The following is a 14,165-nucleotide window of genomic DNA, read 5'->3' as shown; positions in this document are numbered from 1 at the left end:
AGCGCACTGCCACGAACCTGTCGAGGCTTTCATGACTGTCCGCGTCGCAACTCTGGGCTTTCCGCGTATCGGCACCCGCCGTGAACTGAAAACCGCTCTTGAACAGTACTGGGCGGGACATTCTTCCGTCGATGATCTGCTTTCCACTGCTGCGTCCCTTCGGGCGTCAGCCTGGCAGCGCCAGAAAGACCTCGGCGCAGAGATCATCCCCTCCAACGATTTTTCACTCTACGATCATGTGCTTGATACATCCGCAATGGTCGGCGCCGTTCCTCCTATTTATGGTAATGTGAGGGACAAGGTGGATCTGGGAACCTACTTCGCCATGGCGCGCGGCTCCCAGACGACATCCGAGGCGTGTGGTTGCGGTCATGCTCATGGCGCACCTCAGGACGTTCCCGCTGCCGAAATGACCAAGTGGTTTGACACGAACTACCATTACCTTGTCCCGCAATTTATAGCAGACCAGACGTTCCGCCTCGCCTCCACAAAAGCGGTGGACGAATATCGGGAAGCCAAGGCCCTTGGGATTGAGACACGCCCTGTTCTGCTCGGTCCTGTCAGTTTCCTGCTTCTGGGAAAATGTGACGGCCCGGCGTTTGATCGCCTTGATCTGCTTCCTGTCCTGTTGCCCGTTTATGAACGGGTTCTGAAGGCCCTGCGAACAGAAGGGGTGGACTGGGTTCAGATTGACGAACCGTCCCTTGTTCTGGATCTGCCGGGACATGCTGCCGCAGCTTTCAAAACGACCTACAACACTCTGACAGCCGCTGTTCCAGACCTGAAACTGATGCTCGCGACGTATTTCGGTGCGCTCGGAGACAATCAGGACATCGCCCTAAGCCTGCCAGTTCACGGTCTACATGTGGATCTAGTCCGTGCTCCCGAACAACTTGCATCTATTCTTGAGAAAGCACGACCAGATCTGCTGCTGTCTCTCGGCGTGGTGGACGGACGGAATATCTGGAAGGCCGATCTGAACGTACTTCTGGACAATCTTGAACCGTTGGTCCGCCAGCGTGACCTCATCCTCGCGCCATCCTGCTCCCTTCTCCACACACCCATTGATCTGGAACGGGAAACAGATCTGGACGCGGATGTGAAATCCTGGCTCGCATTTGCTGTTCAGAAAATCGAGGAGCTACACACACTGGCACGTGCCCTGAATGAAGGGCGAGACGTCGTGCAGGCCACTCTGGCCGAAAATGCTGCGGCTCTTCAGGCACGCCGATCTTCTGCAAAAATCAACGATCCTGCCGTTCAGGCACGCTCTGCGGATCGCAACCCAGCTCTCGCCCAGCGCCTTTCCCCCTTCCCCGCGCGCCGTCCGTTGCAACAGTCCAAACTCAGACTGCCGCTTTATCCAACGACGACCATCGGGTCCTTCCCCCAGACACCTGAAGTCCGCAAAGCCCGCGCCGATCATGCACGAGGAGAGCTCTCTTCCGAGGCTTACGAAGTCTTCCTGCAGGAAGAAACCGCCCGGACCATCCGCTGGCAGGAAGAAATTGATCTTGATGTGCTGGTGCATGGCGAGTTTGAGCGCAATGACATGGTGCAATATTTCGGGGAGCAACTTTCCGGCTTTGCGTTCACAAAACATGCCTGGGTTCAGTCCTACGGGTCCCGCTATGTCCGGCCACCCATCATTTTCGGGGATGTGTCACGTCCAAAAGCCATGACGGTTGAATGGTGGGAATATGCCCAATCCCTCACCAACCGCCCCGTGAAAGGCATGCTGACAGGGCCCGTCACAATCCTGAACTGGTCCTTCGTACGAGACGATCAACCGCGTTCGGAAACATGCCGACAGATCGCTTTCGCCATCAGAGATGAAGTGTGTGATCTGGAAAAAGCCCGGTGCGGCATTGTCCAGATTGATGAAGCCGCCTTGCGTGAAGGCCTGCCGCTTCGTCGTGCAGACTGGCAATCCTATCTGGACTGGGCCGTGGAAAGTTTCCGCATTTCAGCCTCTGGTGTGCAGGACGCCACGCAGATCCATACCCATATGTGCTACTCGGAATTCAACGACATCATTGCTGCCATTGGCGCAATGGATGCGGATGTGATTTCGATTGAAACCGCCCGTTCCCGTATGGAACTGCTCGATGCGTTCGCAGCCTATCGCTATCCGGCAGAAATCGGGCCAGGTGTTTACGATATCCATTCGCCACGCGTGCCGTCTGTTGAGGAAATGGTGGACCTGCTTCGGGCTGCCAGCAAAGCCATCAGTCCGGATGCCCTCTGGGTCAATCCGGATTGCGGACTGAAAACCCGGAAATGGCCGGAGACGAAAGCTGCGCTCCTCAACATGGTTGCAGCAGCCCATTATATGCGGCCGTAAACCCGCGAGTAGATGGGGTGGCTCTCCACCCCATCATACGCCGTTACCAGATTTTGACGCGCTGATCGGGTGTCAGATACAGCTTGTCGCCCGGCTGCACGTTCCAGGCCTTGTACCAAAGATCTACGTTGTGCATGGGAATGTTCACGCGGGCTTTCGGCGGCGAATGCGGGTCAATAACGACCATCTGCTTCTCAGTATCCGGACGAACCTTCTCACGCCAGACCTGTGCCCACCCCATGAACACACGCTGATCGCCCGTCAGGCCATCAATGACCGGAGCTGGTTTGCCGTTCAGGGACGCATGATAAGCATCCAGCGCCAATGTCAGGCCACCAAGATCGGCAATATTTTCGCCCATCGTGAGCTTGCCATTCACATGCACGCCGGGCTGCACTTCGAAGGCGTCGTACTGTGCACCAAAACGGTCCGCCAGCTTCTGGAAGCGCTCTTCATCCTCCTTTGTCCACCAGTTCCGTAGACGCCCTTTGTCGTCGTATTTGCGGCCCTTGTCGTCAAAGGAATGGGTCATTTCATGCCCGATGACGCCACCGATCGCCCCGTAATTCACAGCCGGATCAGCTTTCGGGTTGAAGAATGGCGGCTGAAGGATTGCAGCCGGGAACACAACCTCCACAAAACGCGGGTTGTTATAGGCATTCACCGTTGCGGGGGACATCAACCACTCGTTACGGTCAACAACCTTGTCGAGATGACTGAGCTGATAGTGCCACTCAAAAGCGAAAGCGCGCTTGGCATTGCCGTACACATCACCCTTCTTCACAACCAGATCGGAATAATCCCGCCATTCGTTCGGGTAACCCACCTGGATTTCAAAACTGGCCAGCTTCTTCAACGCGGCGTCACGCGTCTGCGCGCTCATCCATGTGTTGTGTTCGAGACGATTGTGGAACGCTGCCTTCAGGTTGCCCGTCAGCATCTGCATAGCCGCACGATCCGAAGCCGGGAAATACCGATCCACATAGATCTTGCCGAGCGCCATTTCCATGGCAGCACTCGTGAAATCCACACCACGCTTCCAGCGCGCCGCAAGAGCAGGCTGGCCAGACATGGCTTTTGCATACGCAAAACGCGCCTGCACAAACGGATTAGACAGGAAGGACGCAGCATTACTGGCCGTGTGAAAAGCCTGCCAGGCCCGGAGGGTGTTCAGATCAGTCTTTGCGATCAGATCCGCCTCAGCCTTGATTGCGGACGGTTCCCCTACAATGACGGTCCGCTGTTCCAGACCCGCCTCAGGCACCCCGGCTGCAAGCAACCATGTCATCCAGTCAAAAGACGGCGTGCTCTTGACCAGTGCGGCCACGGTCATCGGGTTGTAAGTCTTGTCCGGGTCACGCAGTTCTGTCCGCGCCCAGTGAACCTTGGCGATTTCCGTCTCAAACGCCACGATATCCGCAGCAGACTTCGCAGGGTCAGCCCAGTGAACAAGTGTCAGAAGCTTCGTGACGTATGCCTGATAAGCCGCTTTCTTGGAGGCGAATTCCGGCTTCAGGTAGTTGTCCCGATCCGGCATTCCCAGACCAGCCTGATCAATGCTGAGCGCGTATTGTGTTGGATCTTTCGCATCGACATCCACATCCACCGAGAACGGGGATGAACCAAATGTCGTCGCCGATGCACCGCTGAACCGTGCAAACGTCTTCAGATCCTTGATCTGATGAATGGTAGCAACTTCAGCATCAAGAGGCTTGGCGCCGACAGCCTCAACGGCCTTCTCATCCATGAAAGACGCATAATATGTGCCGAGCTTCTCGTTGATTGTCTGCGGCTGATCGACCGGATGTGCGGACAGATCCTTGAGAATGGACTGGATGCGCTGGCGGGAGGTTTCGGCCAGAGCATTGAACGGGCCATAGCTGCTCATATCCGACGGGATTTCGAGCGTCTTCAGGAAATTGCCGTTTGCATAATCGAAGAAACTGTCCCCCGGCTTTACGCTCGTATTCCGGCCCGCGAGATCAAGGCCATACTGATCGTATGTGATCAGCGGCACAGTCGGCTTTGCGGAAACAACGGAAGGCGTTGCTGCCAGTCCGAGACTGGCGGACAGCAGCAGAACTGCTTTACGGGAAAATGTCTTCTGATTCATACAACAGGCCCGATCATGAAAATCTGGCAGGCCATGTTGGTCTGCCCTCGGGCCTGCATTGTAAGTTTACGGTCGAAACGAATAAGACGCAAAAATTATGCCCCGCTTTGAAAAGCGGGGCATGACCAACACTGTTAGTTCTTGCTTTCGACGAGTGCTTTGATCCCCGGCAGAATGGCAATCAGCAGGCCGCCAGGTGGCTGCTCACGCTTCAGGGACAGGATATGATTCGACGAATTGTGGAAGAACTCATCCTGCGCCGCGATCAGATGCTGCACATCCAGACGCCATGCCGTTCCTGAAGCACCGTTCAGAACATTCAGTCCCGCATTGGAAAGCGCTGCAACTGCATGGGACACAGGCGTCACTTCCTCAAGGGCGGGCACATCCTTGGCGATGGCGGAAAAAGCTTCATCATTGGAGGACCACGCCGTCAGCATGGCTTTCAAGGGTGCCTTCAGGCTTTTCTCACCGGCCAGATACCGCTTGACCATGTTGTTGAAACGCGTGGCTTCAAACGCATCCGGATCGGCAATCGCCACCGGAGCCGACAGCATGGCATCCCCACTTTTGGAGGCCAGACGGTTCAGAGCATAGTTCCGCACCGGAACAACGGTTTCTAGAAAAGTGGAAAGCGGGCCGGTATGTCCCGGAGCCAGCGCTTCTTTCAGACCATTTTCATGCTGCGTGGCCTGCAGACCGGTTGCCTGAAGCTCCCCCATGATGACAGGCAGGCGACGCTCCAGATCATCCACATCCCGCACGCTCTCAGGAGACCAGAACCGCTCTGCCAGAGCGGCAGTCCGAGGCCATAAACGGGCGTCCAGCATGTTTTCGGAAACAATTTCCGTCCACAAGGCGCCTTCTGCACCGAGAACCAGCTTCTTCTGCTCATCGGTCAGCGGAGCTGCGTTCGGGTCTTGGAGGAAAGCGTCCATCAGCGGAGTGATGTGAGGATGCGTCTCCTCCACCTCTGATGGCGTAATACCATTCGCCTTCGTGTCATACGGATCAACCGCATAATGCGTGCGCGATGGCGTCAGCAAATCCAGGTAATAGCCTGAAGACACCACAACCGGATGACCAGCCTGCGTGGCAGACCCCGTCCATTTGGAGCTGCGCCAACCCTCAACAACAACATTCTTTGGGCTCGGCGCTTCGCTGACCTCATCCCAGCCCATCATGACACGCCCCTGGCTGGACAGGATCTTCTCAACCTGCGCCGTGAACGCGGCCTGAAGAGCCGGCGCATCCGCATAGCCGTGCGCCTTCATGTAGGCCGCGATCTTCGGATTATTCGTCCATTGCGTGCCGAGCACTTCGTCGCCGCCCGAATGGAAATAATGATCCGGGAAAAGCGTCTCCATTTCCGCATAGAGCGCGCGGATGAATTTCAGCGTCTTGGGATTGGTCGGGTCCATTGCCGGATTGTTCAGGTTCTCACCCACAGCGTTGACGTCCGGCAGCGGCTGAGCCGCCAGTTCCGGGTAGGCTTGCAGAACAGCCAGCGCGTGACCGGGAACATCAAACTCAGGAACAATGCGGATCCCGCGATCCGCAGCATATGCCACGACGTCCCGGATCTGAGCCTGCGTATAATACTGCCCGTGAGACCCAACACTGGTCAGCTTCGGGAAAACATGGCTCTCCACGCGGAAGCCGGTACCGTCATTCAGATGCCAGTGCAGAACATTGAGCTTCAGAAGCTCCATGGCATCAAGCTGGCGCTTGACGGCTTCAACCGACGCAAAATGACGGGACACATCCAGGAGCAAACCACGCCATACAAAGCGGGGAGCATCATCAATATGCAACCGCTCTACGACCGCACCATCAGACGTCTTGTGAACAAGCTGAAGAAACGTCGCCAGTCCATAAACAACACCCGCCGGACCATCGGCCTCAAGATGCGCTCCATCCGCGGACGTGGTCAGAGCATAATGCTCTTTGGTCGACGTGGTGAGATAGGCGGGATCATGCCCTGCGCTGATATGCAGCACATAAGGTTTCCCCTGCCCAGCAGGCCCGGCGAGAGCCTCAAGACGCGTCGTGAAGCGGGCTGCCGCACGTTGCAGAAGCGGAGAAGCCTGCGTATCCCAAACGATCCGAACACCTCCCGAAAGAGCGCTGACGCCATTGGACGCTGAAACAGTCTGAGGGACCGGCATCAGCACGGGTGCCGCCTGCGCCATCCCACCAAAGGCTGTACCAGCCAGGAGAACAGCACCCAGACATGCTTTTTTCCAGAAAGAGCTGTTAGGGAAAGAGGAGGTCCGGGTCATCCGAGAGTTTCCTTGCAGTTTCGAATCAATATCTGAAACGATTCTGATCGAATCAGCAATCTTTTTGAGTGTTTTTTACCGTTTTCATTCCGGCGGCAGGGCCGCAAGCATCCGTTTTGCATCCGCGGCCCGTAGCGTAATGCCATAGAACTGACGGTAAAAGTCCTGCATTTTCGTGATCATTCCGGCCTCATCCACATGACCGGTCTGAACAATCTGTCGCGCCCAATCAACCTGCAGAAGCAGTTCAGGGCTATACCGGTCCCATGGAAAAATTCCGGCCGGATTGCGATAGACACGCCCCGCCTTCACGGCTGCAAGCTGGGACCACACGCCATCACTGGCAAGCTGCGCCGGATCACCCGCATTGGCACCAACTATAATAATGTCCGGATTCCAGGACAGGATCTGCTCCACAGAGACCGGCTGCTTGTTTCCATGAACGCCAATAGCGGCATTCCGGCCCCCCGCAGACCGGATCCACTGGTCTATGATGCTCTGATCGCCATCCACATGCAGCGGTTTGAGCGATTCAATATGGAGAACGCGCGGGCCTTGCGGATTGGTGGCAGCCTGCGAGACTGCTTTCAGAAATGCAACGCGATAAGCCTGCGCCCGCTTGGTGGCCAGAGGCGTCTGAAGCAGGGTCGCCGTTCCGTCCACACACTCCAGAAGACCGACGAAACGATCAAATCCTTCAGGCACGACATGCAGCCCCACCTTTGCAAGCGCATCAGCCGAATGACCGGATGCCGTCACGAACACCAGATCCGGATCAAGACGCAGCAGCTCTTCACCGTTCAGATTGCCGGGCTCCAGAGGTTGAGCCTTTGAGAGAGACGGCACCAGTTTAAACATCCAGGGCATGATCGAGGGCTTGGCCACGGTTGCCACGATGTGATCCTGCGCCCCCAGCATGATGAGCGTCGCATTATGCGCGTACCATCCTTCCACAAGCCGGGTCGGGGGAGCTGCGTAAGCTGTTGTCGCCATGAGGGAGAGGCTCAGAAGCCCCCCGAACAGTCGAGACAGTGTCATCATGTATTCTCCTCATGGTGGAAAAACCGTTTCCCGGCATGATCGATCTGCGCCAGCGGCACACCGTAAAGGCGGGACATCCGTTCTGCCGTCACAATCTGCTCAGGCGGACCATCCGCAACGATATGGCCCCCATCCAGAACAAGCGCACGACTTCCAGACGCAAAAAACTCTTCCGGCCGGTGCGACGTCAGAAACACGAGATGTCCCTCTGACGCCAACTCTGCCAGCAATCCCATCAACCTGACCTGATGACCATAATCCAGACCTGTCATCGGCTCATCAAGCAGCAGCCCGACGGCTTCCTGCGCCAAAGCCCGCGCCAGAACAACGCGTTGCCGTTCTCCGCCAGACAGCTCCGTCACCGGTCGATCCGCCAAGCCACACAGGCCCAGCCGCTCCAGCGCAGCATCGACTTTCCGCTGATCGTCTGGCCCCAACCGTCCGGCAATGCCGTGATGCGGAACACGTCCAAGCTCAACCATCCGCCGCACCGTGTAGGGAAAAACCGCCGCATGGCCCTGCGGCACATACGCCAGTCGCCGCGCCACATCCGTTGAACGAAAAGACGACAGCAGCTCCCCCTCCAGATGAACCGTACCGGATGTCGGCTTCAGCAATCCCATCAGAATACGCAGAAGCGTACTTTTCCCCGCGCCATTCAGGCCCAGCAGTCCAACCAGTTCTCCACGACAAAACGTCAGCGTAATTCCGTCAAGCACAGCCGGGCGTCCGAGACGCTTCAACGTGACAGCCTCACAGGACAGGAACACCTCCGTCATACGCCTTCTCCCCGCAGGCGTCGCAGCACCAGCACAAAAGCCAGAGCGCCAAAAAGCTCAGTCATGATCCCGAGCGGCACTTCTCCCGAGGTCAGGGAGCGGGCAACAGTATCGGCCAGAATAAGCCCTGCGGCTCCAAGAAGCGCGCAGACCGGCATCATGTTCCGATGCTCCGCCCCTGCCAGCATCCGCGCCACATGCGGCACCAGAAGCCCAACCCAGCCGATAATCCCCGCCATGGAAATCGTCATGGCACAGACCAGCGTTGCCAGAAGGATGATCACCGGGCGCATGAACTGAACGCACACACCAAGACTTCGAGCCTCGTCATCCCCCAGAGACAGAACATCCAGCAACGGAGACAAAAGAATCAGGACCGTGACCAGAGCAAGAACCGGGACTGTCAGCCAGGAGAGTTCCGTCCAGCCCGTCTGGGACAACGTGCCCAGAAGCCAGTTCACAACAGCGGGCAACTGATCCATCGGATCAGCCGTATATTTCACAAGGGACAGCAGAGCGGTGAAGACTGCATTGGCAATCAAACCGCCCATTAACAGTGTCAGCAGCCCCCCCTGCGGTAACAAGCGGGAAATGGAGAGACCGGCACTCACCGCTGCCAGGCCACCACAGAATGCCCCAAGCTGAATCAGAACGGGCGAACCGCCCATCACGATCACCAGAGCAGCCCCAAACGCCGATCCACTCAGAACACCAAGAATATCTGGCGAGACGAGCGGATTTCGCAGAACGGCCTGAAACGTTGCTCCACCGCAGGACAAAGCACTTCCAACCAGAAATCCAGCCAGAACACGCGGAAGGCGCACCTGCCAGATGACAGCATCTGCAATGGGGTCAGACCCGCCGCACACATGCAGCAGTCTGCCGAGAACGACCGCCACACGTGAAGGAGACAGGGGATACCGTCCCCAGCACAAGCCCAATAGGACTGCCAGAACAAGCACTGCGATCGAAAGACTGCGAATAAAGGCCGGACGAATGGAAATGAGGCGCCCTTTCACGCGAGATATCTCCCCATCCTACCCCTTGTCAGGGGGGATCGGAAACTGGGCCGGCCTCTTCTCCTTGCGACAGGACTCTCAGCCTGAATTGAAACATATCTTCTTTTTGGCACTCGGTGACAGAATATTCATTCAGACCGAATCGTTTTTTCAGAGTGCCTAGACAGTGATGGAACCATATAGGACCAATAAAATACCTATTTATAAATCTGAATATTGACGCATCCCTGCATGGATTTGACTGAAAGATTTTTGAATATGTGTGACATTGAAGCCCCTCCTCCATGAAAACTGCATGACAACATCAATCCAGATGAATTTTGAGTTATCTCAATCTTCCATTTCTGTGGCGTGTGCCATATTGAGGGGCAATCATCCGTCACAACGTGGACGGCAGTTCTGAAAACAGTGCCGGGACAGTACAAGAATGCTCAAACGGATAGCCGCCAGTATTGTGGGCCTCGGTGCGGTGGGCGGTCTCGGGTTCCTCGCTTATGCTTGGTATCCTGCAATTTCCCCCATCTCCCCCCCTTCTGCATCGTCCTTTTCCGCGGACGCCATCAAGCGTGGCGAAATCGTCGCGGCTGGTGGATACTGCGCGGAGTGTCACACCCGCGTCGATGGCAAGCCCGGCCCCGAACTGGCTGGTGACTTCAAGATGGCCACCCCGTTCGGTGACATCTTCTCATCCAACATCACGCCTGACCCGGAATGGGGTATCGGCAACTGGTCTCTGGAAGCGTTCAAGCGCGCCATGAACAAGGGCATCGCCCGCGATGGCTCGCAGCTTTATCCGGCCTTCCCGTTCGACCACTTCACAAAGGTCAACGACCAGGACGTCTCGGACCTGTATGCGTATCTGATGACCCGTCCAGCCGTGCATCTGAAACCGCGTGACAACACGGTCCCCTTCCCGATCAACATTCGCCTGATCGGTCAGGGCTTCTGGAAGCTCCTGTTCTTCACGCCGGGCCGCTATCAGAACGACCCGAAGCATGACGCACAGTGGAACCGGGGTGCCTATCTGGCTGAAGGCAATGCCCATTGCGGCGCCTGCCATACGCCACGCAACCTTCTCGGTGCGGAAAAGACGAGCCATGCCTATGACGGTGCCGTCATTGATGGCTGGATCGCACCGCCGCTGAATGACCATAACCCGACGCCAGTTGTCTGGACGGAAGATGAATTCTTCCAGTACCTGCGCTTCGGCGTTGCCCCGCTGCATGGCTCTGCGGCTGGCCCGATGTCTCCCGTGCCGCATCGCTTCCTGTCCAAAATTCCGGAAGAAGATGTGCACGCCATTGCTCATTATTATGCTGACATCGCCAAGGCTGATCAGCGCGTTCACGGTGATGAAGCCGCGATTGCCCGTGCCATGCAGATGTCTGGCAAGGATCTGGTCGGTCCGCAGACGCTGGATGCGGATGCCCGACTCTATCAGGGTGCCTGTGGCGCCTGCCATTACAATTCGGGCCCGAAGCCTGTTTCCGGCCGCCCGGAACTGGCTCTGAACAATGCACTGTGGCTGGATGAGCCGAACAATCTCTTCCAGGTGATGCTGCATGGCATCGGAGCTGCCGAAGGTCAGGATCATATTGCCATGCCGAGCTTCTACACGGCCCTTTCGGACCATGACATGGCCCGCATCGCCGCGTATCTGCGCCGCACCCGCACCACCCTCCCCCCCTGGACGGATCTGGAAAAGAAGGCCGCGGAAGCCCGCGCCACACTGTCCGCACCGCCCGTTAACGCCTCGCACTGATCCGGGCAGGACAGGGAAGCACGAAGATGACGACGAAATTTGAACTCAACGGACAACCCGTTTCGGTCGATGCACCGGATGATACACCCCTGCTGTGGGTCCTGCGTGACGAACTGAACCTGACCGGCACCAAGTTCGGTTGCGGTATCGGTGAATGCGGTGCCTGCACCGTGCATGTGGGCGGGCGCGCCACGCGCTCCTGCATCACGGCGCTGTCTTCCATCGAAGGCGCTTCAATCACAACGATTGAAGGCCTTGACCCGGAAGGCAATCATGTCGTGCAGGTCGCCTGGCGTGACCAGCAGGTGCCGCAGTGCGGATACTGCCAGTCCGGCCAGATCATGCAGGCTGCGAGCCTTCTGAAAGACTATCCGAACCCAACGGATGCCGAGATTGACGGTGTCATGGGGGGCAGCCTTTGCCGCTGCATGACCTATATCCGCATTCGCAAGGCCATCAAGGAAGCGGCTGCCGCACAGCAGGGAGGCGCCAACAATGGCTAAAATCGAGCAGATTGCCCGCAAGTCGGACAAGGCCCGTCTTTCACGCCGCAGCTTCCTGATGACGGCCGCCGGAGCCGGTCTGATGTTCGGCTTCGCCCGCAAGGCCGAAGCGTCCCAGACCTATCCGTCTGCCATGCTGCCGGAAGCCGCATTTGAGCCGAACATGTGGTGCGCCATCGCGCCGGACGGCTCCATCAATGTCAATGTCGTCCGTGCCGAGATGGGGCAGCACGTCGGAACCGCCCTCGCCCGTATCATTGCGGACGAAATGGAAGCCGACTGGGATCACATCAAAATCACGGAAGTGGACACCGCCCCGAAATGGGCTGGCAAGTTCGTGACCGGCGGTTCCTGGTCTGTTTGGGATACGTGGGACACGTTCCGTCAGGCCGGCGCCGCAGCCCGTACGATCATGCTGGAAGAAGGCGCAAAGCTGCTCGGCACCACGCCAGACAAATGCGTTGCCCGCAACAGCACGCTCACGGCTGGCGGCAAGAGCATTTCCTACGGCGAGATCGTCTCCAAAGCCAAGCCAACGCGGAGCTTCACGGCGGATGAGATGGCCAAGCTGCCACTCAAGCCTGCCAGCGAACGCCGCCTGATCAGCAAGCCGGTTCCCGCTCTGGATATTCCAGACAAGACGACGGGCAAGGCCATCTACGGCATCGACGTGAAGCTCGAAGGGATGGTTTATGGCCGCCCCAAGATGCCGCCAACGCGTTATGCCGCTAAGGTGCAGTCCGTCGATGACAGCGAAGCCAAGAAGATCCCCGGCTTCCTTCGCTATGTTGTTCTGGATGATCCGTCCGGTATCGTGCCGGGCTGGGTTGTGGCTCTGGCCAAGACCTATCCGGCCGCCATCAAGGCTGCGGACGTTCTGAAGGTTCAGTGGAATCCCGGCCCGACGATCAATGTCTCGGAAGCAGACATTATCGAACACGGCCGCAAGCTGATTGCAGACCCGAACACAGGGGCGCGCGTCTTCAACGACAAAGGCGTGGATGAAGCTCTGGCCCATCCGGCACACAGCTTCGAACGCAGCTATACCTGTGCCTCCGTTGCGCATTACCAGCTTGAGCCGGTCAATGCCGTGGCCCGTCATGTTGACGGCATGTGGGAAATCCATACCGGCAACCAGTGGCAGTCCCTTGTTCTGCCGCAGCTCTCCAAAGCGCTTCAGGTACCAGAAGAGCAGATCGTCATGCGGACCTATCTGCTCGGTGGCGGATTTGGTCGTCGTCTGAACGGTGACTATTCCATCCCGGCGGCACTGGCGTCCAAAGAGATTGGTGGCGCACCCGTCAAGTTGATCCTGACGCGCTCTGACGATATGGCGTTTGACTCCATCCGCTCCCCGTCCCTTCAGACGATCCGCGTCGCCCTCGACGCAGACCAGAAGAAGATCACGGCGATGGACTATGCTGCGACCGCTGGCTGGCCGACGCTCATCATGGCCCCTGCTTTCATGGCAAAGGGCGAAGACGGCAAGTCTTACGATCAGTTCGCCATTGCCGGTGCGGATCACTGGTACGAAACCGGTCCGACCCGCGTTCGCGCCATCACGAACGATCTGGCCAACAAGACCTTCCGTCCAGGTTGGCTCCGTTCAGTGTCTGCGGGCTGGACGCCATGGGCGCTTGAGTCCTTTCTTGATGAAATTGCTCATCAGACCAAGCAGGACCCGCTGGAGTTCCGCCTGTCCATGTTCACGGGCACAGGCCGTAACGCAGGCGATGCGCCAAATGCCGTCGGCGGGGCCAAGCGTCAGGCTGCTGCTCTTCAGCGCCTTGCCGAGAAGATCAACTACGGCAAGACGCAGCTTCCGGCAGACACGGCCATCGGCATCGCGACCAGCTTCGGTCAGGAGCGCGGTATGCCGACCTGGACGGCTGGTGCGGCTCAGGTTCACGTTGATCGCAAGACCGGCGTGATTACCTGCCAGAAGCTCTGGCTGGTTCTGGATGCGGGCACGATCGTTGATCCGGGCGGCGCACTGGCACAGACCGAGGGTGCAGCCCTCTGGGGTCTGAGCATGGCGCTGTTTGAAGGCACCGAGATCGTCAATGGTACGATCAAGGACAGCAACCTCAACACCTACACTCCGGTCCGTCTTCCAGACGTGCCGGAGATGGACATCGAGTTCGTCCAGAACACCGAGAAACCTACGGGTCTTGGTGAGCCGGGTGTGACGGTTGTTGCCCCTGCCATCGGCAATGCCGTGTTCAATGCCGTCGGTGTGCGCCTGCGTCACCTTCCGATGCGTCCGGCGGACGTGCTGCGTGAACTGAACGGTCACAACAGCTAAAACCCGGCCCTATCGTC

The 14,165-nt window shown here is 57.8% G+C and carries 9 protein-coding genes; 4 read left to right on the top strand and 5 right to left on the bottom strand.

The genetic code is table 11. The features are described from left to right. Nucleotides 1-31: 31 nt before the first annotated feature. A complete protein-coding gene (gene metE, locus GJA01_RS09155; protein ID WP_062504197.1) occupies nt 32-2,344 on the top strand; it encodes a 5-methyltetrahydropteroyltriglutamate--homocysteine S-methyltransferase in 2,313 nt (770 codons plus the stop codon). Between the two features lie 43 nt (nt 2,345-2,387). Here metE and GJA01_RS09150 read toward each other — a convergent pair whose 3' ends face one another. The 5 genes from GJA01_RS09150 to GJA01_RS09130 all read right to left on the bottom strand — a co-directional run bounded on the left by GJA01_RS09150 (nt 2,388) and on the right by GJA01_RS09130 (nt 9,578). After that, nucleotides 2,388-4,457 carry a M13 family metallopeptidase gene (locus GJA01_RS09150; RefSeq protein ID WP_062504196.1) on the bottom strand — a complete coding sequence of 690 codons (2,070 nt, stop codon included), beginning with the start codon at nt 4,455-4,457 and terminating at the stop codon, nt 2,388-2,390. A 134-nt stretch (nt 4,458-4,591) separates the two neighbouring features. Further along, nucleotides 4,592-6,739 carry a beta-N-acetylhexosaminidase gene (locus GJA01_RS09145; protein WP_062504194.1) on the bottom strand — a complete coding sequence of 716 codons (2,148 nt, stop codon included), beginning with the start codon at nt 6,737-6,739 and terminating at the stop codon, nt 4,592-4,594. Nucleotides 6,740-6,823: 84 nt separating this feature from the next. Next, a complete protein-coding gene (locus tag GJA01_RS09140) occupies nt 6,824-7,780 on the bottom strand; it encodes an ABC transporter substrate-binding protein (protein WP_062504192.1) in 957 nt (318 codons plus the stop codon). After that, nucleotides 7,777-8,559, bottom strand: a complete 783-nt coding sequence (locus tag GJA01_RS09135; RefSeq protein WP_062504190.1) for an ABC transporter ATP-binding protein — start codon at nt 8,557-8,559, stop codon at nt 7,777-7,779. The genes GJA01_RS09140 and GJA01_RS09135 overlap by 4 nt, the downstream gene beginning before the upstream one ends. Further along, nucleotides 8,556-9,578 (bottom strand): FecCD family ABC transporter permease, encoded by a 1,023-nt coding sequence (locus GJA01_RS09130; RefSeq protein ID WP_062504188.1) that lies wholly within the window; start codon nt 9,576-9,578, stop codon nt 8,556-8,558. The genes GJA01_RS09135 and GJA01_RS09130 overlap by 4 nt, the downstream gene beginning before the upstream one ends. 427 nt (nt 9,579-10,005) lie before the next feature. Between GJA01_RS09130 and GJA01_RS09125 the strand changes: the two genes are divergently transcribed. From GJA01_RS09125 to GJA01_RS09115, 3 genes are read left to right on the top strand one after another with little or no spacing between them, the layout of a single operon-like run. After that, nucleotides 10,006-11,340 (top strand): c-type cytochrome, encoded by a 1,335-nt coding sequence (locus GJA01_RS09125; protein ID WP_062504184.1) that lies wholly within the window; start codon nt 10,006-10,008, stop codon nt 11,338-11,340. Between the two features lie 26 nt (nt 11,341-11,366). After that, nucleotides 11,367-11,843, top strand: coding sequence for a (2Fe-2S)-binding protein (locus GJA01_RS09120; RefSeq protein ID WP_061932855.1), 477 nt, complete (start codon nt 11,367-11,369; stop codon nt 11,841-11,843). Further along, a complete protein-coding gene (locus GJA01_RS09115) occupies nt 11,836-14,148 on the top strand; it encodes a xanthine dehydrogenase family protein molybdopterin-binding subunit (RefSeq protein WP_062504182.1) in 2,313 nt (770 codons plus the stop codon). Before GJA01_RS09120 ends, GJA01_RS09115 begins: the two co-directional genes overlap by 8 nt. Nucleotides 14,149-14,165 lie beyond the last annotated feature (17 nt).

Source organism: Gluconobacter japonicus (assembly GCF_002723975.1).
GTDB lineage: Bacteria > Pseudomonadota > Alphaproteobacteria > Acetobacterales > Acetobacteraceae > Gluconobacter > Gluconobacter japonicus.
The sequence above is the reverse complement of the archived record's forward strand: the minus strand, read 5'-3'. Positions and strand labels throughout refer to the sequence as shown.